The sequence below is a fragment of the Pyxidicoccus fallax genome, assembly GCF_012933655.1.
GTDB lineage: Bacteria > Myxococcota > Myxococcia > Myxococcales > Myxococcaceae > Myxococcus > Myxococcus fallax.
In genome coordinates this window covers 1-20958 of record NZ_JABBJJ010000063.1, presented here as the reverse complement: position 1 = coordinate 20958, position 20958 = coordinate 1, and the positions used below count along the sequence as shown (strand labels likewise).

At 71.4% G+C, this 20958-nt stretch carries 11 protein-coding genes; 7 read left to right on the top strand and 4 right to left on the bottom strand.

Annotation, left to right across the window (positions count from 1 at the left end; translation table 11 throughout):
- Positions 1–295: 295 nt before the first annotated feature.
- On the bottom strand, positions 296–2926 hold the full coding sequence (locus tag HG543_RS15820; RefSeq protein ID WP_169345600.1) for a U32 family peptidase: 2631 nt from the start codon (positions 2924–2926) through the stop codon (positions 296–298).
- Between the two features lie 116 nt (positions 2927–3042).
- Between HG543_RS15820 and HG543_RS15815 the strand changes: the two genes are divergently transcribed.
- The 3 genes from HG543_RS15815 to HG543_RS15805 all read left to right on the top strand — a co-directional run bounded on the left by HG543_RS15815 (position 3043) and on the right by HG543_RS15805 (position 11718).
- On the top strand, positions 3043–3843 hold the full coding sequence (locus HG543_RS15815) for an SDR family oxidoreductase (protein WP_169345599.1): 801 nt from the start codon (positions 3043–3045) through the stop codon (positions 3841–3843).
- 166 nt (positions 3844–4009) lie between these two features.
- On the top strand, positions 4010–9616 hold the full coding sequence (locus HG543_RS15810) for a lamin tail domain-containing protein (RefSeq protein ID WP_169345598.1): 5607 nt from the start codon (positions 4010–4012) through the stop codon (positions 9614–9616).
- Positions 9617–9762: 146 nt separating this feature from the next.
- Positions 9763–11718, top strand: a complete 1956-nt coding sequence (locus tag HG543_RS15805; protein WP_169345597.1) for a M3 family metallopeptidase — start codon at positions 9763–9765, stop codon at positions 11716–11718.
- Positions 11719–11835: 117 nt separating this feature from the next.
- Here the strand turns inward: HG543_RS15805 and HG543_RS15800 are convergent, their stop codons facing one another.
- The 3 genes from HG543_RS15800 to HG543_RS15790 form a co-directional block, all read right to left on the bottom strand.
- The gene (locus HG543_RS15800; protein ID WP_169345596.1) at positions 11836–15108 is read right to left on the bottom strand and encodes an ELWxxDGT repeat protein; all 3273 of its coding nucleotides are present in this window, start codon (positions 15106–15108) and stop codon (positions 11836–11838) included.
- Positions 15109–15270: 162 nt separating this feature from the next.
- The gene (locus HG543_RS15795) at positions 15271–16350 is read right to left on the bottom strand and encodes a lipase secretion chaperone (protein ID WP_169345595.1); all 1080 of its coding nucleotides are present in this window, start codon (positions 16348–16350) and stop codon (positions 15271–15273) included.
- Positions 16351–16380: 30 nt separating this feature from the next.
- A complete protein-coding gene (locus HG543_RS15790; protein WP_169345594.1) occupies positions 16381–17496 on the bottom strand; it encodes an esterase/lipase family protein in 1116 nt (371 codons plus the stop codon).
- Positions 17497–18002: 506 nt separating this feature from the next.
- Here HG543_RS15790 and HG543_RS15785 point away from each other — a divergent pair.
- The 4 genes from HG543_RS15785 to HG543_RS15770 are packed head-to-tail and all read left to right on the top strand — an operon-like array spanning position 18003 to position 20947.
- Complete coding sequence (locus HG543_RS15785) at positions 18003–18824, top strand: hypothetical protein (protein ID WP_169345593.1); 822 nt, start codon at positions 18003–18005, stop codon at positions 18822–18824.
- Between the two features lie 55 nt (positions 18825–18879).
- Positions 18880–19932, top strand: a complete 1053-nt coding sequence (locus HG543_RS15780; protein WP_169345592.1) for a beta-ketoacyl synthase N-terminal-like domain-containing protein — start codon at positions 18880–18882, stop codon at positions 19930–19932.
- Positions 19933–19973: 41 nt separating this feature from the next.
- A complete protein-coding gene (locus HG543_RS15775; protein ID WP_169345591.1) occupies positions 19974–20723 on the top strand; it encodes an Imm49 family immunity protein in 750 nt (249 codons plus the stop codon).
- Entirely contained in the window at positions 20720–20947 is a 228-nt protein-coding gene (locus HG543_RS15770) for a hypothetical protein (RefSeq protein WP_169345590.1), read from the top strand. The genes HG543_RS15775 and HG543_RS15770 overlap by 4 nt, the downstream gene beginning before the upstream one ends.
- Positions 20948–20958 lie beyond the last annotated feature (11 nt).

Below are 20958 nucleotides of genomic sequence, written 5' to 3'. Positions count from 1 at the left end.
GAGTGGCTCGCGAGGGCATCCGCCATCCATGACACGGCCGAGCCGACGTCAGGATTCGATGCCCGCAGGCGTGGGCCCACGCCTGCCAGACAGGGTGATATCTGGTTGCCTTGCTCCGGGACGGACAGTCAGCGTGAAATCAGACAGGGACACTCCCGACCCTCCAAGGCACGGTCCGCGGAGCTGTCCCGTCTTCAATGGCTTGTACTGAACGGGGGCTTGCCCGTACATACAAGCAAACCCGATACAGGAGAGCCTGTATCGGGCGTGCCCGGAGCCTCGGACCGGCCGTGCGTCAGCGCTGCACGGTGAAGGTGGGGTTGAGCACCTTCATGGTGCCCTTCGTCACGCCGAACTGCTCGTGCACGGCCGCGCGGCGCACCGTCTCCGCGGGGGAGATGCGGCCCGCCAGCAGGTCCTGGTACGCCGCCAGCACCCGCGTGGCCTCCTCGCGCGACTCGCGGACGAACTCCACCCGGTAGCGCCGCACCCCGCGCTCCAGCAGCCGCGGCACCAGCGACGCCGCGCTCTGCGCCTGCGCGTTGAACACCGTGTTGCGGCACCCCACGTCCACCACCACCGGGTGCTCCAGCCCCTTGTGGTCCCGCAGCGACACGCGGTGCTTCTCACACGGCCGTCCGCAGCTGCGGTAATCCCGCCCGTGCGACAGCGTGTGCGAATACACGCAGTGCTCCGTGTGGAACGTCGAGATGTGGTGGTGCACCGCCACCGTGAAGCGCTCCGCCGGCAGGTGCTCCAGCATGGCGCCCAGCTGCACCGCGTCCAAATCGTGCGCGAACGTCAGCGTGTCCAGCCCCAGCCCCAACAGGTGCAGCGCCGTCATCGAGTTGGTGACGTTCAGCGAGAAGTCCCCATGCAGCGCGGGGCGGGCCTCCCCAGGCGCGGGCGGCTTCTCCAGGAAGTGCATCATCGCGCCCCAGTGCCGCACCAGCACCGCGTCCGGCTTCAGCTTCGCGATGCGCGCGTCGTAGCCCTCCTCGCCCGGCTTCTGCACGCGCACCGTCGCAATCGTCACCTTCAGCCCCGCCGCGCGCGCCCGCTCCACCGCGCGCTGCAGGCCCACCAGCTCCATCCAGTCCAGCTCCACCTCGGGCAGCCCCGCGGCGATGACCGCCTCCAGCTGCTCGTCCGTCCGGCACAGGGGCAGCAGCCGCGCGGCCTCCGGCACCGGCGCCGGCTTCACGCGCTCCCGCAGCGACGTCCGCAATTCGTCCAGCACGGAGCCTTCCTTCACCGTCCGCACCGGCCCACGGGCCACCTGCTCCGACAGCTCCGCGACCAGCCTGCGCCGCAGCGCCTTCAGCTCCGACACCGGCAGGTGCAGCCCCGGCGCCAGCCCCGCCGCGTCCAGCCCGGCCAGGTGGAAAGGCGTCCCGCCCAGCGCCGCCAGCTTGTCCCGCAGCAGCGCCGCGTCCATGCCTCCACCGCGCGCCTCCGCCAGCATCACCTCGCTGGACACGGTGAACTCGAGCCCACCGCGCGCCCGCCCCGTTACCACCAGCGGCGCCCCGGCCGCGCCCGACACCGTCAGCTCCAGCGGCACGCGGCCCTCGGGCTCGCCCTGCGCCAGCAATTCCTCCGTGCGCTTCGCCAGCGCCGGATCGCTCGTCACCCAGACGCGCTGCCCCGGCGCCACCCGCGCCAGGTCCGGCCCCGGGTTGCCGAAGCCCAGCACCCAGCCACGTCCCTTTCGCTCCACGCGGAACAGCGGCCCGCCCGGCTCGTGCTTGTCCTCCGGGTGCCCCGCGTCGAACACCACGCCCATGCCCGGACGCGGCGACACCTCGGCCGACACCGGCGCGTCCCCCTCCAGCGGAGAGGACACCTTGCCCTGCGGCGCGTCCGGACGCTTCTCCGCGTCCTCCTGCCCCAGGCCCCCCGTCCACGGACGGCCCTCCGGGTCATCCACCACGCGCACGTCGCGCCCGTGCACCGACTCCACGCGCCCCAGGTACATGCCGCGGTGCTTGGGGAAGCGGCCCTCCACCAGCGTCTGGTGGTCCGAGCCCGCGAAGAACCCGTGCGAGAACCCGCGGCTATACGACAGCGTCATGTCCGCGAGGTCGCGCTTCAGCGCCCCCGCGTCCGGCTTCCCCGCCGCCACGCCGTCCACCCACCGCCGGTAGCCCTGCACCGCCGTGGCCACGTACTGCGGCCCCTTCTGCCGCCCCTCGATCTTCAGCGAGTGCACGCCGATGTTGACGAGCTGCGGAACGGCCATCACCCCGGCCAGGTCCTTGGGGCTGAGCAGGTACTGCACGTCCCCCAGCTCGCGCGTCTGCCCGTCCACCACCAGGTCATAAGGCAGCCGGCAGGACTGCGCGCACTGCCCGCGGTTGGCGGAGCGCCCGCCCCAGGCCTCGCTCGTGAGGCACTGGCCGCTCCACGACATGCACAGCGCGCCGTGGATGAAGACCTCCAGCTCGATGTCCGTCTCCGACGCCAGCCGGCGAATCTCCGCCACGCTCAGCTCGCGCGGCACCACCACCCGCGTGGCGCCCAGGCCCCGCGCGAAGCGCGCACCCTCCGCGCTCGAAATCGTCATCTGCGTGGAGGCGTGCACCTCCATCTGGGGGCACACCGCGCGCGCAATCAGCGCCACCGCCGGGTCCTGGACGATGAGCGCGTCCACCCCCGCCGCGGCCACCCGGCGCAGGATGTCCTCCACCACGGGCATTTCCGGCTCGAACACCAGCGTGTTCAGCGTCAGGTACGCCCGGGCCCCGGCGCGGTGCACGAGCGCCAGCGTCTGGGGCAGGGTGGCGAGCGAGAAGTTCTCCGCGCGGGCGCGCGCGTTGAAGCCCTCGTCCAGCCCGAAGTAGACGGCGTCGGCGCCACTGGCCAGCGCGGCCTTCATCGAGTCGAGGTCCCCCGCGGGGGCGAGGATTTCGGGGCGGCGGGTCATGTCGCGTCCTCTAACACAGCGCCCCCGCCCTCGCCGTCCACCACGTGAAGGCCATGGCGCACCGCGGCGTGTTCTGGTCAAGTCGCCGCCTGGTCGCTTCCACAGGAGACGAGTCAATGGCAGATGGCGTGTTCCGGGACGGGCTGCTCGCGGGCAAGGTGGCGTTCATTTCCGGCGGCAGCAGTGGCATCAACCTCGGCATCGCCGAGGCCTTCGTGAAGGCGGGCGCGAAGGTGGCCATCAACGGCCGCAACGTGGAGAAGCTCGAGGCCGCCGTGAAGAGCCTCCAGGCCCACGGCACCGCCATGGGCGTGGCCGCCGACGTGCGGGACTACGCCGCCGTCTCCCAGGCCCTCCAGAAGGTGCGCGACGCGTACGGCGAGTTCGACATCCTCGTGTGCGGCGCCGCCGGCAACTTCCCCGCCCCCGCCGTGGGCATGTCCTCCAACGGCTTCAAGGCCGTCATGGACATCGACGTGCTGGGCACCTTCAACATCAGCCGCGCCGCCTTCGAGTACCTGCGCAAGCCGGGCGCCTGTGTCATCAACATCTCCGCCCCCCAGGCCTACCTGCCCATGGCCATGCAGGCCCACGTGTGCGCCGCCAAGGCCGGCGTGGACATGCTCACCCGCGTGCTGGCCCTCGAGTGGGGCGGCTCCGGCGTGCGCGTGAATACGATTACCCCCGGCCCCATCGACGACACCGAGGGCATGCGCCGGCTCGCGCCCAGCGAGGAGGGCAAGCAGAAGATCATCGACGCCCTGCCGCTGCAGCGCTTCGGCAAGAAGGACGACATCGCCCAACTGGCGCTCTTCCTCGCCTCGCCCGCCGCCTCGTACATCACCGGCTCCATCATGGTCTGCGACGGCGGCCAGTCCCTGCTCGGCGGCGGCGCCATCATGGCCGCCCTCATGTAGCTCCGTGACGAGGAGCTGACGGGACGCTCACGGCTCGGTCATGTTTCATTGGCACCGCAACTTTCCGGCCGTGGGCTACGTCCTGGATGGGGATGTCTGGTAGAAAGCAGTGCAACCCCGCGAGTGGTGTTCTTCGCGCGGGGTGGACCTGCTCCCGGAGACATCCATGTCCCGTCGTCCCCTGTCGCTCGCCCGACTGCTCGGGCTGAGTGTGCTGTGCCTGGGTCTATCCCTGGCCTGTGGCGGTGAGTCCACGCCGCAGCCTCCGTCGCCGCTGAAGCCGCTGCCGGATGCGTCGCGCTCCACGGTGGAGGTGAGCCGCGCGTCGGGGGTGCTGGCCGATGGCGAGGAGCGGGTGGACATCCTCGTCACCGTGAAGCAGGCGGACGGCTCGGCGATGCAGGGCCGCACGGTGCGCGTGGAGGTGTCCGGCGAGGGCAACACCGTGACGCAGCCGGCGGGCGTGACGGACGCGCAGGGCCGGGCCACGGCCTCCGTGGTGTCCACGCGCGAGGGGACGAAGCGGGTGACGGCCTCCGTGGACGCCGAGGGCGGCGCGGTGGTGCTGGCCTCGCGCCCGGACATCGCCTTCACCGCGCCCGTCGCCACGCGGCTGTTCTTCGCCGCCACCGCGCTGACGGCCACGGCCGGCGCGCCCATCGGCGGCCTGGAGGTGAGCCTGCGGGACACGCGAGGCCGCACCGTGACGAGCGCCACCGACGAGGTGACGCTGTCGCTGGCCACGGGGCCGGGTGACGCCGTGTTGGAGGGCACGTTGAAGGCGCGCGCGGTGGACGGCGTGGTCCGCTTCCCGGAGGTGGTGCTGAAGAAGGCGGGCACCGGCTACCAGCTCAAGGTGGAGGCCCCCGGCCTGGAGGGCGCCACCAGCCCGGTGTTCACCGTCGCTCCGGCCCTGGCCGCCTCGCTGGAGCTGTCGGGCCTGCCCACCGTCCTCACCGCGGGCGCCGCCGGGAGCGCCCAGGTGACGGTGCGCGACGCGTTCGGCAACGTGGCCACGAACTACACCGGCACGCTGGCCGTGACGTCCACGGATGCCACCGCCGACCTGCCGGCCTCCCACGTCTTCACCGCGGCGGACGCGGGCCGCTTCACCTTCTCGGGCATCACCCTGAAGCGCGCGGGCACCCATCAGGTCACCGTCCGGGATGGCGCCAGCGCGGCGCTGACGGCCGGCCAGGAGGTGGGCGTGCTGGCCGGTGAGGCCGCGGGGCTGGCCTTCCTCCAGGCGCCTCCGGCGCGGGTCTCCGTGCGCGCGACGCTGGCTCCGGTGACGGTGGAGCTGCGGGACGCCTTCGGGAACCGCACGGCCGTGGGCACGCCCCTGGTGACGATGCGGCTGGTGCGGGGCCAGGGGCTGGAGGGTGTCACCAGCGCGGCCCCGGTGGACGGCGTGGCCACCTTCACGAACCTGCGGCTGAGCGTGGAGGGCCCGTTCCAGCTCGTCGCCTCGGCGCAGGGGCTTGCCGACGCCACCAGCGCGGCCATCGACATCGTGGATGACGTGGCTCCGGCGGTACCGTCGCTCCGGGCGGGTGCGTCCACCTCCGACAGCGCCACCGTGACGTGGACCGCCGTGGGCGATGATGGCGGCGAGGGCCGGGCCCAGTCCCAGGTGCTGCGCATCTCGGACAGCCCCATCACCAGCGACGCCGAGTTCGACGCGGCCTCCGAGGGGCCGGCGCTCGGCCGTCCCGCCGAGCCCGGTGTCGCCGAGTCCGCGACGCTCACCGGACTGCGCCCGCGCCGCACCTACCATGTGGCGCTGCGGGTGACGGACGACCACGGCAACTCCGCCCGCTCCGCCAGCGTGATGGTGCAGACGCAGGACGCGGGGGTGACGCAGCTGGCCTTCTCCGTGCCGCCCGTCAGTGGGACAGCGGGCGCGCTGCTGCCGGCGGTCCACGTCGAGCTGAGGGACGAGAATGGCGACGTCGTCCCCACGGCCACCGCGCCGGTGACGCTGGGCCTCGTGGACCACCCCGAGTTCGAGCCGGTGCAGGTGGCCGCCGTCAACGGCGTGGCCCGCTTCGACACGCTGCGCGTCAACGTGGCGGGCCGGTACCAGTTCGTCGCCAGCATTGGCGGGCTGTCGGTGACGAGCGACTTCATCACCATCCAGGCGGACGCGGCGAGCCGGCTCGCGCTCACCGGCCTGGTGGGCCCCGTCACCGCGGGAGTGGCGGGCAGTTTGACCGTCACGGCGTATGACCGCTTCGGCAACGTGGCCACCGGCTACCGGGGCACGGTGCGCTTCTCGTCGGACGACCTCCAGGCGGACCTGCCGGACGACTTCACCTTCCTGGAGACGGACGAGGGGCAGCGCTCCTTCGAGGACGTGGTGCTGCGCACCGCGGGGCCCCGGCGGGTGGAGGTGGTGGACGTGGCCAATGCCTTGCTCACCGATGACCTCCAGGTGGAGGTGGCCAGCGACACGGCGGACCACCTGGAGTTGACCGGGCTGCCCGAGGACGTGACGGCGGGCGTCTCCCAACGACTCACCGTCAGCGCGAGGGACCGCCACGGCAACCTCGTCACGGGGTACTCCGGCACGGTGCGCTTCACGTCGACGGACCCGCTGGCGCAGCTGCCTGCGGACTTCACCTTCTCCGAGGCGAACGCCGGCCAGCATGAGTTCCCGGTGGAGCTGCGGACGGCGGGCTCGCGGTCCATCACCGTGGAGGAGCGGGGCACGGGGCGGCGCGTGACGGCGAGCACCCGTGTGGCGGCCGCGGATGCGACGCGGATGACACTGGTGCTCTCCAACACCACCCCGAGCGCCGGTCAGGCCGTGAATGCGACGGTGGCCGTCCTCGACCCATTCAACAACGTGGCCACCGGCTACCGGGGCACGGTGGGCCTCCACGTCCCAGGGGACGCGCAGGCCGTCATCGCGCCGGAGAGCCATGCCTTCACCGAGGAGGACGCTGGGCAGTACACCTTCAGCGTGACGTTGGCCGCCGTGGGGGACCGCGCCGTCGAGGCGCGGGAGACCGCGGGCACGCTTCCGCGCATCGAGGCGCCCGTCACGGTGGGGCCGGGCCTGCTCTCGGCGCTGGGCGTGGCGCGCGTGCCGGGGCCCGTCGTCGCGGGCCAGGGCAACCTCTTCGTCGTCACCGCGAGGGACCGCTTCGGCAACGTGAAGACGGACTACACCGGCTCGGTGGTCACCACCACCACGGACCCGAATCCGGGCGAGCTGGAGTCCCACGTGTACACGGAGGCGGACCAGGGCGAGTTCACGTTCCGCGTGTACCTCCAGACGGCGGGCGCGCAGCGGGTCACCTTCACGGACGCCGCGGCTGGCGTGTCCGGCTCGGAGGACGTCACCGTCGATTCGGCGCCGCCCACGCGGCTCGTCTTCGCCACCGCGCCGGCGAGCGGCGAGGTGCGCCAGCCGCTCGCCCAGACGCGGGTGGAGCTGCGCGACGCGTTCGGCAACACCGCCCGGGTCTCCATGCCGGAGGTGACGCTGTCCCTGTCTGGCGGCCCGGCCGGTACCACCCTGGGCGGCACGCGCAGGGTGGCCCCGGTGGACGGCGTGGCCACCTTCTCCAACCTCACCGTGGACCAGGAGGGCGACTTCGTCCTCCTCGCGGCCACGGACGACCCCGGCATTACCTCGGTGGACACCCGGCTCACCATCGAGGACCACCAGCCACCGGCCCCGGCGCCCGCGTTCGCCGCGAGCCTCGTGGACAACCGCACCGTTCGCCTGAGCTGGCGCGCCACGGGCGATGACCACGACGAGGGCAGGGCGGCCCGCTACGAGCTGCGCTTCAGCACCGAGCCCCTCACCGCGGACAACTTCGGGAGTGCCACGGAGGCGCCCACCGGCCAGCCCCAGGCGCCGGGAGCGGACGAGTCGGCCACCATCGAGTTCCCGCCCGCGCAGGCGACCTGGTACTTCGGCCTCCGCGTCATCGACAGCGTCGGCAATGCCAGCACGCTGGTGACGGCCTCCATCGAGGTCCCCGGCCCGTGTGGCGGGGTCGTCTGCGCGCCCCGGCCGGCGGAGTGCTCGTCCACCCGGCTGAGCCTCATCACGTACACGGGGGCGTGCGTGGTGCGGGCCGGCGAGCCGCGGTGCGAGTACACCTCCACCGAGGAGGTCTGCCCCGGGGTGGAAGCGGTCTGCTTCCAGGGCGCGTGCACCACGGCCTCGGCGCCGATGATGAACGAGCTGGCCATCAGCGAGGTGATGCACAGCCCCAGCTTCGGGACGACCGAGTACATCGAGCTGACCAGCACCACCGGCCGGCTGCTCAACGTCGCGAACCTGCTCATCAGCTACGACAACGGCGCGGGGCGCCAGGAGGGCTTCATGGTGAACTCCAGCGGCCTGCCCGTCCTGGTTCCGGGCGGCGGGACGTTCGTCATGGCGGAGAACGCGGACGTGGCCACCAACGGCGGCGTGCCGGCCGACTACAGCTACGCCGGAGGGTCGTTCGCCATGGACAACACGGGGCGGCTCACCGTGCAGGCCGGCACCACCGTGGTGGACGAGCTGGTCTACACGACCGCCTTCCCCCGCTCGCCGGGCCGCGCGATGAACCTCGTGCCGATGATGCTGGGGGCCTCGGAAGCGCGGGAGCTCTCCTGGTACTGGTGCGACGCCAGCGAGTTCCTCCCGGGCGGTGACCGGGGCACGCCGGGCCTGCCCAACGAGACGTGCCTCATGGAGGTCCACCCGCCGGTGGACTTCTGCAACATCCAGCCTCCGGTGGACTTCCCCGCCCCCATCCTCGTCAACACGCCGCAGACCGTCTCCAGCCGCTTCTTCGATGGCGACGTCACCACCCGCAATCCGTATGGCAATGACCACTTCCCGTTCGTCGTCGCCGAGGTGGGCTTTGGCTCGAATGCCAGCGCTCCGGAGACCTGGCGCTGGGAGCCCGCCACGCTCAACGCGAGCTACAGCGTGCCGGGAGGCAGCAACGATGATGAGATGCTGGGCACCCTGCGCATCACCGCGCCGGGGGCCTATTACTACGGCTTCCGCTACCGCTTCACTGGCGGGACGGGGAACCTGGATTGGGTGTACTGCGACCGGGACGGCGTCGTCGGGCCGAACAACCCGGCGCAGTTCGGCACGGTGACGGTGAATGCGCCGCCGCCGCCTCCGGTGGCCGACCACGTCGTCATCAGCGAGGTGTCCGGCGCGGCCTCGGGCTCCGGTTCCCCCTCCACTGACCAGGACTTCGTCGAGCTTCACAACCCGACGGACGCTCCCGTCAACATCGGAGGCTGGAAGCTCCAGTACCGGACCGCGAGCACCACCAGCAGCACGGTCAACTACACCGTGGTCGTCACCATCCCGAACAACACCTCCATTCCCGCCCACGGCTACTACCTCATCGCGAGCCCGGCCTACACGAACAGCTCCCCGGCCGTGGCGGCGGACCTCACGTGGACGACCACCGTCGCCGTCAACCTGTCCAACTCGGCCGGCAACCTGCGGCTGGGGATGGCGGCGATGACAGACAGCCCGAGCAACACCACCGGGGTCGTCGACACCCTGGCGTACGGCTCGGGCCGCGTCGTCCCGGAAGGCTCTGCGGCGCCGGCGCCGCCCGCGAATGGTGGCAGCATCGAGCGCAAGGCGCTGCCCTCCTCGACCCAGGCCTCCATGGCCCCGGGGGGCACGGACGCGGGGCGTGGCAATGGCTCCGACACGGACAACAACTCAGTGGATTTCGTGCCGCGGACCGCCCGCCAGCCGCAGAACCGGGCGAGTGGGACGGAGCAGCCGTAGCCCACTGAACCGTTGAGACGTCCAGGAGGCCGCATCCGGCACCCACGCCGGGGCGGCCTCTCGCATTTCCGCCTCACAAGCCTGCTGCCGCGGCGCGCCGTGCGCATTACCTTTGGCACCCCTCATTCCAGGTTCAGGAGCAGACAGTGTCAGCAGAGACCCTCGTTCCCGACGCCGCCCGCCTCGTTACCTGCTCGCCGGCCGAGTTCCGCCGCTCCAGCGACGAGGCCATGGCCGCCGCCCGCGATGGAATCGCCCGCCTCAAGGCCCTGCGCGCGCCGTACGGCACGCGCCAGGTGCTGGAGCTGTACGACGAGGCGATGGGCGCGCTCGACGACGCCAGCTCTCGGGCCTCCGTGGCCCGCCACGCCCACCCGGACGGCGCCATGCGCGAGGCCGGCGAGGCCGCCGAGCAGGCGCTGGAGACGCTCAGCAACGACATCCGCATGGACCGGGCCGTCTATGACGTGCTCGCCTCGCTGGACCTGTCCAGGGAGGACGCGCCCACGCGCAAGTGGATGGAGAAGGTGCTGCGCGAGTTCCGCCGCGCCGGCGTGGACCGCGACGAGGCCACCCGCGCCCGCGTGAAGGAGCTGCAGGAGGAGCTGGTCCGCATCGGCCAGGAGTTCAGCCGCAACATCCGACAGGACACGCGCAGCGAGGCCCTGCCTCCCTCCGCGCTGGAGGGGCTGCCGGACGACTACGTGCGCGCCCACCCGCCCGGCGCGGACGGCAAGGTGCGCATCACCACGGACTACCCGGACATCGTCCCCTTCATGACGTACTCGCGCGACGCGGAGGCCCGCGAGACGATGTGGCGCCTGTTCCGCCTGCGCGGGCACCCCGCCAACCAGGACGTCCTCCAGCGCATGGTGGCCCGCCGCCACGAATTGGCCACGCTGCTGGGCTACCGGAACTGGGCGGCCTACGCCACCGAGGACAAGATGATTCGCGACGAGCAGGCCGCCGCGGACTTCATCGCCAGGATTGCCGCCGCCTCCGAGGCGCGCATGAAGCGCGATTACGCGGTGCTGCTGGAGCGCAAGCGCCGCGACGTGCCCGGCGCCACGCGCGTGAACCCGTGGGACCAGGCGTTCCTGGAGGACCGCGTGAAGGCGGAGCAGTACGCCTTCGACTCGCAGGTGGTGCGGCCCTACTACGAGTACACGCGCGTGAAGCAGGGCGTGCTGGATTTGACGGCGCGCATGTTCGGCGTCACCTACCGCCGCGTCCCGGACGCGCCGGTGTGGCACCCGGACGTGGAGGCCTATGACGTCTTCGAGGGCTCCGCGCTGAAGGGCCGCTTCTACCTGGACATGCACCCGCGTGACGACAAGTACAAGCACGCGGCCCAGTTCACCCTCACGAGCGGCAAGGCGGGACGCCGGCTGCCGGAGGGCGTGCTCATCTGCAACTTCCCGCGCCCCGGCGCCGAGCCCGCGCTGCTCCAGCACAGCGACGTGGAGACCTTCTTCCACGAGTTCGGCCACCTCCTGCACCACATCTTCGGCGGCCACACGCGCTGGTCGGGCGTGTCCGGCGTGCGCACGGAGTGGGACTTCGTGGAGGCGCCCTCGCAGATGCTGGAGGAGTGGGCGCGCGACACGGCGAGCCTTCAGACGTTCGCGCGGCACCACCAGACGGGCGAGCCCATTCCCGCGGACGTGGTGGCGAAGATGCGCCGCGCGGACGAGTTCGGAAAGGGCCTGTGGGTGCGCCAGCAGATGTTCTACGCCGCGCTCAGCCTGGAGCTGTACCGGCGCGAGCCGGGCAGCGTGGACGCCACCGCGCTCGTGCGCGAGCTGCAGGGGAAGTACACGCCCTTCCCGTACGTGGAGGGCACGTACTTCCACCTGTCCTTCGGCCACCTCGACGGGTACTCGTCGAACTACTACACGTATATGTGGTCGCTGGTCATCGCGAAGGACCTCTTCACGGTGTTCCAGCGCAAGGGGCTGCTGGACCCCGCGCCCGCGCAGGCCTACCGCCGCGAGGTGCTGGAGCCGGGTGGCTCCGCCGACGCCGCGAAGCTGGTGCACGCCTTCCTCGGACGCGACTACGACTTCCGCGCCTACGAGGAGTGGCTGAACAAGGCGGCGTGAGCAGCGCGCGATGCGGCCGGGCTTCGTGCACTGGCGCCCGGCCGCCCGTGTCTCCCGCTCGCGGTGACGTGCCCCGGGCCACCGCGCCTGGAGCACGCCGTCTTCCGGCCCGCCTGCCTACCGTGAGGCTCGGCGCGACTCGCGCCGCCGAGCCCGGGTGAACGGCGCCAGCAGGACGAGGAGCCCCAGCGCCACCGCGCTCGGGGACGTCGCGCCGCAGCCGCAGCCACTCGTGTCCGTCTTCGGCTCCTCGCCATCGGGCGGGGGCGTCGTGGGTGCCTCCCGGACCGTGACGGTGAAGGCGCACGTCGCGGTGTTGCCGGCTTCATCCGTGGCGGAGACCGTCACCTCCGTGCCGCCACGCGGGAAGCTGCTCCCCGAGGCGTGGCTGTAGTGGAGCGCGGGCGCGGCGGTGACGCTGTCCGTGGCGGTGGCGGCGGGGAAGGACACGGCGGCGTTCGCGGCGGCGGATTCCACGACCTGGGGCCCGGGGCAGGTGACGCTGGGCGGCGTGGTGTCCCGGACCGTGACGCTGAAGCCGCAGGAGTAGTCCCCCTCGGAAGGAACGTTCGCGTTGACCCGCACCTGCGTCGTCCCGAGCGGGAGCGGACGGCTCTCGGGAGGCTCGTAGGTGATGCTCGGCGTCCCGGTGACGTCGGGCGTCATGACAGGCGCCGGGTAGCGGGCCTCGGCCCCCGCGGTGCTCGTTGCCTCCACCACCTGGGGCTGGGGACACGTCAGGGGTGGCAGGCGCAGGCCCCAGAGCTCCTCACCGTGAGCCGCGTCTCGCGCGGTGAAGTAGAGCGTCCGCTTCACCCGCGCCATGCGCGGCGCGGCCTCGCCCGGCTCCAACTGGCGCCGGCTCCGCGCGTCCAGTCGCGTGGAGACCGCGAAGGTGCCCGCCTCCGTGCCGTCGCTCCGCCACACCTCGAACTCCGTCCCGTCCGCGGCGGCCAGGAAGTAGAGCACCCCGTCCACGTTCGTCAGCGACTGGGGGCTGGAGCCGCCCGGGCCCGGGTGGATGTCCTTCACGCGCACGGTGCCCGCCTCCGTGCCGTCGCTCCTCCACAGCTCCTCGCCCGAGGTGCCGTCATTCGTGACGAAGAGCAGGCTGCCGCCCAGCTCGGTCGGCTCCTGGATGCGGGCCGTCTCTCCCGTGGACAGGCGCTTCACCATCCGGGTTCCAGGCGTCGTGCCATCGCTCGTCGCCAGGCTCGGTCCGGACACGAAGAAGAGCTTCCCGCCCGCGGCAGTCAGCGTGTTGGCCTCCACGCCCAGGGTATTCGTCCCGAACAGGGTGCCGTCGCTCGTCCAGAGCCGTCGCGTCTGCGAGACGTCCACGGCAGTGAAGAAGAGCCGGCCATTGAAAGACATCATTCCATGGATGCTGGAGCCCTGCTCCCCGGGATTGATGTCCCTCACCTTCACGGTGCCCGCTCCGGTGCCGTCGCTCTTCCACAGCTCTGACCCCGTGACGTCCCTGCCCACGAAGAAGAGCGTCCCGTTCACGTCCACGAGCTGCTGGTCCAGCCAGTCCAGGTCATTGGGCTGGCTTGTTTCCTTGAGCAACACCGTTCCGCTCGGGGTGCCATCACTCCGGTAGAGCAGGGACTCGCCATGGGTGAAGGAGAGGGTGCCATCGCGGACGAGGAGCGCGGAGGTGCCTTGACCGCGAAGAATCACCCTTCCCTCCGCCGTGCCATCGCTCAGCCACAGCCCCGCATGGGAGGAAATCAGCAGCCTGTCGTTGAAGGGCGCGAGCAGGTTTGGGGGCGGAAGGGGGGGCTTCTCACCGAGAGCGTGCACCAGGGTGGCTCCCGTCCCTGAGGTCTTCCAGAGCGACAGCCACGAGTAGGGCTCCCTCACGAAAGAGGTGAAGAAGAAGAGGGTGTCTCCCACGGCCGTCAGGGTCCGGGGCGAGGCGTCGAAGCCGATGGCATTGATGTCGCGGAGCTTCACGGTTCCCGCCCGCGTTCCGTCGCTGCGCCACAACTCCTGGTCCACGGGGTTCTCCGTCCCGCAGAAGAAGAAGAAGTCGCCAGCGGTGGCCGGTCGCCACTCATCCAGGTTCCAACGGAAGGGAAGGGTGGGGTCCTCGCTGCTCAGGATGCCCCGGGCAATGGGGGAGACATGGACGGTGCCCTCTGTCGTGCCGTCGGTCTTCCAGAGCCCCGCGAGCGTGTTGCCGCCTTCGTCGGTGGATGACGCCGTGAAGTAGACGTGCGAGTCCGCCCGGACGGCGTGGCCCGAGCCGGAATCCAGCTTCAGGAGCCGGGTCCACGTACCGGTACCGTCGAGCCGGTAGAGCGCATTGTGCCCGCCCACGAGCAGCGCTCCGCGCCACTCGAGCAACCAGGAAATGCCAATGGGGGGAACCCCTTGAACGGCGACGGTGCCTCCAGGGGTGCCGTCGGACCGCCAGAGCTCGGAGCCCAGGAGGAAGTAGAGCGTTTCGCCGACCCCCGTCAGCGCGCGCATGGAGCTGTACGACCCCTGGCGGGCGAGCAGCTGGGTTCCCTCCGCCGTCCCATCGGTCCGCCAGAGCTGGGCGCCTTGGTAGTCCGGCACCACGAAGTACAGCAGCCTTCCAATGGCCTGGGGCACGTGCTCGTAGTGCGGGTAGGTCATGGCGTTCGTCATGTCCACGGAGGTGTCACCGATGTGGCGGGTGCCCTGCGCCGTCCCGTCGCTCCTCCAGATCTGGTGGGCGCCGAATCCATTCTTGACGAGGAAGAGCACCTGCCCGTTCACCGCCGAGAGGAAGTAGGGCTCCGTGTAGGGCAGATTGCCGGAGAGGGCGAAGGTGCCCGCCTCCGTGCCATCGCTCCTCCAGAGCTGGTAGCCCCCGGTGTCCTTCCCGCTGCCCAGGAACAGGAGGGCACCGTCCAACTCGGCCACGGGCTCGGCGGGGCCATACCAGCCGCGCAGTCCCGTGAGCGTGTCCGCTTGGAGGGGGAACGTCCCGGCCGGAGTGCCGTTCGTCCTCCAGAGCTGGTACTGGCGAGGGTTCTGCTGGCGGCTGGCGATGAAGAAGAAGACGTCGCCCACGGTGCCCCACGGCACGACATCCGAGGACGCCTCGCCAGGGGTGATGTCCCGGACCAGGACGGTGCCCGTCGCGGTGCCGTTGCTCATCCACAGCTCGCGGCCATGGAGGCCATCGTTGGCGCTGAAGTAGACGGTGTTGCCCACCCGCGTCAGCTCGAACGGATTCGAGCTGTGGTTCCCCGGCTGGAGGTCCTGCACCAGGAAGGGCTCCGAGGAGGACAGCGCCTGGGGCTGGCGTGCCTCGGAGGCGGGTGCTGGAGGCGGGCTCGCGTCGGGCGCGCAGGCCAGGGCGAGCGCGACGAGGAGCGGCAGGACGGCGACGCGTGAGGGGGCGGGGGGCATGGATCTCCCGGGTGAAAGGGAGGGCGCGCAATGACAGACACGCTCGGATGAAGAACCCGGCGCCCCCCGGTACAACCGTGCCGCGGAGGCTATGTCTCCTACCAGCGCGGAAGCCAGGATTGTTCGTGGCCCCGGGATGGGGTGGCCGCGACCCGGCTCCGCTCAGTTACGGCCCCACACGCGCGGGCGCTCGAAGCGGAAGAAGCCGCTCGACTCCTCCTGCGCGATGATGTCGGCCTCGGTGCCGAAGTAGCGCGCGCGCACCTCTTGGAGCTTCGTCTCCAGCTCCGCGCCGGAGTGTTCCTTCGCCAGGGCCGCGCGCTCCGCCATGTACCGGGCGCCCGCGTCCCAGCGGGTGTCACGGGTCCGGTCCAGCGTGTCCCAGCGCGCGAGCGCCTCGTCGTCCAGGCCCATCTCCTTGCGGACGGCGCGCAGGCTGACGGAGCGCTCCTCGGGCGTCATCGCGCCCAGCTCGCGCTGGATGGAGGACAGGTCCAGGAAGCGGTTCATCAGCTCCTGCTGGTGGCGCGCGACGTACGCGTCGGCCGCGGGGCCGTGCACCTCCTGGAGCTTCTGCTTGTACGCGGACAGCTTCTGCTGGAGGTTGGCGCCCTCCGTCGTGTCGAGCGCCCGCAGCGTGTCCGCGAGGGCCTGCGTCTTCAGCTCGGAGGCCCAGAGGCGCTCGGCGATGTCCTTGCCGAAGAGCCGGTTGCGCGCGTCCCACAGGGCGGCGCGGCGCTCCTTGTCGCCCAGGCCGCGCAGGTACGCGTCATTGTCCTTCACCCACTTCTCGTAGTCCTCGCGGTTGCGCAGCAGCGCGGCCAGTTCCTCGTAGCGCTCCGGGAAGGACTTCTTCAGGAAGTCGAGCAGCTCCTCGCGCCAGCGGTCCGGGTTGCGCTTCTGGAAGTAGCGCATCAGCTCTTCCACCATCCGCATCTGCACGGAGGGCTCGTCCAGCCGCGCGCCGTAGCGCTCGCGCAGCGCGGTGGCGAGCGCCTCCCATTCCGCGTCCCCGGCGTCCGGCCCGGAGGCCAGGGGCGTGGAAGGGGCGGGCGCGCTGGCAGCGGCCAGCGGCCCGGAGGAGGGGAGGGGCGCCGCGCGCGTCGAGGCGCCCGAGGGGGGCTGACGGGAGGAGGACGCCGCGCTCACGACCGACTGCCCCGGAGCGTAGAGCCACAGACCGGCACCAAGCCCGAGCAGGGTCGCCGCGCCTCCCAGCATCATCTTCATCCGCGTACGCATTCAGCCCCCATCCCCTGATGTCTGGCGTTGCTAGTCGTTCTTCGCGATGTAGTTGAAGATGGACGCGTAGAACTCCATCTCGTCGAAGGTGTCCGGCCCCAGCCCGATGACGTCCAGGTGGTCCTGGTTGATGACGGACGACAGCGACGTCATCTGCGCGGCGTTGGGCGCGTTGAGGTTGGAGACGTAGCCCAGCGCCGCGTCGACCGAGAGGGCGTCCAGGCTGAACAGCTGCTCGGTGTAGCGCAGCCGGTAGCCCATCTGCTGCGAGTTGATGCCGACGAGGCCGTCGTCATCGTCCTCGGCCCTGATGCCGTCGCCCCTGCCCGCGGCGCCGTCGTTGTCGCAGTCGTCCACGCAGTAGCCGTCGCCGTCGATGTCGTAGAGGAAGCTGCGCAGCAGGAACAGCGCGGGGTTCACGCTGAGGCCGGACTGGGCCGTCATCAGTGACACGTAGTGGGCCGCGTAGTCCGCGCTGACGGGGAAGGTCGTGTTGAACACCCTGGCGCCCGTCGTCTTGCCGTCGTTGGGGTCGTAGTCGTTGTAGACGAGCGCCTTGGTGGCCGCGTAGCCGTCATTGCCCGGCCCGTAGACGACGCTGCCGTAGATGCGGAACAGCGCGTCGATGACGCTGGTGATGCCGGGGCCCAGGTCGAGGATGTATTTGGCCACGGGCGAACCACGGTGGGGCGAGGCGATGCTCAGGAGCACCTTCACCACCGAGTAGCCCTTGCGCTCGCGCAGCACGCGCGCCGCCTTGCGGGCATCGAGGCCGCCCTGCGAGTGGCCCACGATGCTCACATGGGACACGCCCGCGGTGGCCATGTAGCCCTCGATGTCGTTGGCCAGCTCCAGGCCACGCAGGTCCGAGCTCTGCAGGGGCTGCACCTGGGCGATGAAGGAGCGCTGCGCGCTGTGGAGGTCCCCGTTGCAGCTCGTCTCGAGGAACTCGTTGCACGGGTCACCGACGAAGGTGCCGAAGTCGTCGCCCCAGTAGTCGTAGCCGAGGATGTCGTCGAAGCCGCCCAGGCCGTGCGCGAACACCACGGGGTACGTCGTGCGCTCCGCCGCGGCGGAGGCGGGGAGCGACAGGCCCAGGAGACCCAGGGCCAGGAGTGCCGGGACCACGGTACGCAGCTGCTTCATGAGAGCTCCTTCGAGCAGGGGAGACAGAAGGCCCGGGAGCCGCGCGTGAAGTTAATCCAAGACGTGTCTCAATCTTCCCCACGGCGCGGCGAATCCCGAACACCGGGGGTGCTAGTGCCGGGGATTGATTTCTGAGTCAATACAGTGCGCCGTGTTATCGCATTGTGCCGTGCGTCATGTGTCATTCAGACCCCATGAGTCACGGGGCAGGGGGTGACAATGCATTGCGTCATTCACGCATGGCGCCATGCCTATTGGGGGATGGCGCGCCTGTAATGCATTGCGTCGACGGGAGGGGCGAGGGCTCGACTCCGGGATTGCCGCGGCGTGTCGGCGGAGGGGCCCGGTCCACGTCCGCTCCCCTGGCACGGGTCTCCGTCCGTGTCAGGCAGGGCCCCGGAGCAGGAGGCTCTGCGGGGTGGGGCGTTTCCGAGGCAACCACTGGGGTCGCGTTCGGCGTGGGGGCCGGTCTACGGTGTCCGGAGGTTTCATTGGATTCGCGGGGCATGATGCGCTGGATGAATGGGTTGCGGCGGCTGCTGAGGCGGCGGACCGGCCGCGAGAACGGAGCGCTGGGGTCGGCGGTGGTGTGGGACCCGCACGCTTCGCTGCGTGAGCAGCTGTTCGCGGATGAGTCGCTGGAGTCCGTGGCCCGCTTCGTCCTCCAGCAGGAGGCGATGGGCGGGCAGGTGAGTTCCGACTGTCGGCGCCTCGCGCGGGTGGCCGCGTGGGTGGCGCGGGAGCACCGGGCGCTCGCCATCGAGGAGCTGTACCGCCTCCTGGAAGACGAGGGACACGACGCGCGCTCCTGCTTCCAGTTCTGGAACTACCTGCGGCAGCTCGGGGAGGCGCCGGGGCCGGAGGTCGCCGCGCGCATCCTGGGGCTCGTCATCGAGCACTCGCGCCAGGGCCGGCCGGAGGTGGTGTGCGCCTACTGGGACGGCACCGCGCGGTGGCTGGATGGGAGGGGCGACTTCACGGGCTTCACGGACCCCGCCCCCTTCATGGTGGACGAGATGCGGCGGTTGCTGCGCGTCTGCGGGCCGCTGGTGGAGGCGACCGGCCCTTTGCGCCATCCCAGGCCGCCGCCGCCCTCCGGGACGCGCTGCCGCCTCACCGTGCTCACTCCCGCGGGGCTCCGCATGCGCGAGGGCCTCCTGGAGGAGCTGTGGGGCGACGCGGTCTGCGGGCCGGTGCTCGAGATGGCGGGTGAGCTGACCGAGCGGCTGATGAAGGAGTCCCAGTCGATGGGGCTGTGGAGGCCTGGGATGGCGCCGTGGCCGAAACGTGGTGGACCGGACGGTGGGGGCGGCTCGACGGTGCACTGAGTGGTGGACGTCCCCGCCCCGCCCATAGGCTTTTCCCGCGGCATGGAGGTCGCGGATGCGCCTGGCGATGACCGGGCTGGGGCTGATGTCGGCCATCGGATACGGGGCGGCGCCGGCATGCGCGGCCCTGCGGGCGGGAGTCAGCCGCCCCGCTCCCGTGGAGTGGCAGGGCGTGGACGAGGACACACCCGAGGCGTACCGGGTGACGGGGCATCCCCTGCGCCTCCTCGCGGGCCTGCCGCTGCCGTCGCGGCTGGTGCGGCTGGGGGGCTGGGCGCTCGAGGAGGCGGCGGGCGCGTCGGGGATGAAGAGCTCCGCGCCCGAGGCATGGGGTGGCACCGTCCTCCTGCCCTGCCTGTCACCGGTGCGCGTGGAGGACGAGGGCGTCTTCGACACGTGGCTGGCGGAGCGGCTCCGTGATGGCCTCATGGCGCGGGTGCTGTCCGGTCTTCCGGTGCGGTGGCACGCGCCACTCTGGCGGGGCCATGCGGCGGCGCTGGCAGGAGTGAAGGAGGCGGCGCGGCTGCTGGAGTCCGGTGAGGCGGAGCGGGTGGTGGTGCTGGGCGTGGACAGCCTGGTGACGCCCGAGTCGCTGGCGTGGCTGAGCGCGCGACGCTGGCTGAAGACGCCGGACCGGCCGGTGGGGCTCATGCCTGGCGAGGCCGCGGCGGCCGTGGTGCTGGAGACGGAGCGCGGGGCCCAGCGAAGGCAGGCGTCGGTCCAGGGCTACGTCGAGGCGGTGGAGGTCGGGACTCCCGAGGGCGACGGGCCTCCGGCCCTGGGACGCCGGCTGGCGGAGCTGCTGCTGGCGGTGTGGCCGGCCGACGTGGAGGTCGGGGACGTATATGGGGACCTGAACGGGCAGGAGCACCGCGCGGCGGCGTGGGGCTACGCCTGTGTCCCGGTGCGCGAGGCGCGGCCCGGGGTGTCCGCGGCGATGCACCTGCCCGCGTCCAGCCTGGGGGACACGGGGGCGGCCAGCGGGGCCGTGGCGCTGTGCGCGGCGGCGCGTGCGTTCGTCCGCGGCGATGCGCGGGGACCTTCGACGCTCGTGTTCTCGCAGGGTGACGCGGGGCATCTCGCGGCGGCGAGGGTGACCGGACCGTAACCGTAGCCTGGATGGAGGAAGCAGAAGCACCTGGGGGCCGCATGACGATGCTGGACCTGGAGCTGACGCTGGCCAACCTGCTGCACGCGCTGGGGCGGGACGGGCGGAGCGTGGCGGAAGGCGCGCTGGACGCGGGGCGGGTGCTCACGCTGTGTGAGAGCCACCGGCGGCTCGCCTGCGGGCTGCTGCTGGCGGACCTGGACGTGGAGGGCTTCCGGCGAAGCCTGGCGCGAGGCGCGGAGGCGTACCTCGGCCTGCTCGTGGCGCGCGAGCGGCGGCAGGACCTGGACCCGTACGCGCTCTGCGCCAGCCGCGCGCTGCCCCTGATGGACGCGCTGGCGGCGGGCCATGGGGCGCTGGCGCGAGCCGTGGCGCTCCGGGTGACACCGCGGTGGACGCGGCGGATGGAGCCTCGGGCGGACTTCCTCTTCTTCCATGCGCTGGCGTGCGAGGTGAAGGGCGAGGCGCTGGCGCCGGTGCTCGAGGAGGCGTCTCGGGTCGGGGTGTCCTCCGCGCGCTTCGAGGTGCTGGAGGCGCTGGTGGCGGGGGACGTGCGCGCGTTCGAGTCCGCGCTGGAGGCGCGGGTGGAGGACTGGCACGGCGAGCTGGAGCAGCAGCGCTTGCGTGATGCGTTGCCTCCAGACGCGGCGAACACCGAGGCACGGGTGTGCCTGGAGGCCGTGGCGCTGTTCCACCTGGCGCACGCGCGGGGCCTCCGCCCGGATGTGCCGTCCCGGTACGTGCCGCCGGAGGCGCTGCCGCCCGTGGAGCCGTCGGAGGGCGCGCCATGAGCGGAGGAGAGAGGAGGCACGTGAGGTGGGAGGAGGGGAAGGAGTGGCACCGGGGAGAGGAGTACGGGTGCGTGTGGAGGCACGCGCCGGGGTGGGGGAAGACGGCGTGCCACTACGCGATGAACAGCTACGCGGCGGCTGCGGGGAGGGTGGAGCTGTACAACGGAGCGCACCGGGAGGCGGCGATGCACCTCATACACATCCGACGATGCCGGGGCATGTGAGCCTGTGGGTC

Bases quoted from the DNA above. Each gene is read 5' to 3' on its own strand.
- HG543_RS15820 (WP_169345600.1), bottom strand. From the start codon at position 2,926: ATGACCCGCCGCCCCGAAATCCTCGCCCCCGCGGGGGACCTCGACTCG.
- HG543_RS15815 (WP_169345599.1), top strand. From the start codon at position 3,043: ATGGCAGATGGCGTGTTCCGGGACGGGCTGCTCGCGGGCAAGGTGGCG.
- HG543_RS15810 (WP_169345598.1), top strand. From the start codon at position 4,010: ATGTCCCGTCGTCCCCTGTCGCTCGCCCGACTGCTCGGGCTGAGTGTG.
- HG543_RS15800 (WP_169345596.1), bottom strand. From the start codon at position 15,108: ATGCCCCCCGCCCCCTCACGCGTCGCCGTCCTGCCGCTCCTCGTCGCG.
- HG543_RS15795 (WP_169345595.1), bottom strand. From the start codon at position 16,350: ATGCGTACGCGGATGAAGATGATGCTGGGAGGCGCGGCGACCCTGCTC.
- HG543_RS15790 (WP_169345594.1), bottom strand. From the start codon at position 17,496: ATGAAGCAGCTGCGTACCGTGGTCCCGGCACTCCTGGCCCTGGGTCTC.
- HG543_RS15785 (WP_169345593.1), top strand. From the start codon at position 18,003: ATGATGCGCTGGATGAATGGGTTGCGGCGGCTGCTGAGGCGGCGGACC.
- HG543_RS15780 (WP_169345592.1), top strand. From the start codon at position 18,880: ATGCGCCTGGCGATGACCGGGCTGGGGCTGATGTCGGCCATCGGATAC.
- HG543_RS15775 (WP_169345591.1), top strand. From the start codon at position 19,974: ATGACGATGCTGGACCTGGAGCTGACGCTGGCCAACCTGCTGCACGCG.
- HG543_RS15770 (WP_169345590.1), top strand. From the start codon at position 20,720: ATGAGCGGAGGAGAGAGGAGGCACGTGAGGTGGGAGGAGGGGAAGGAG.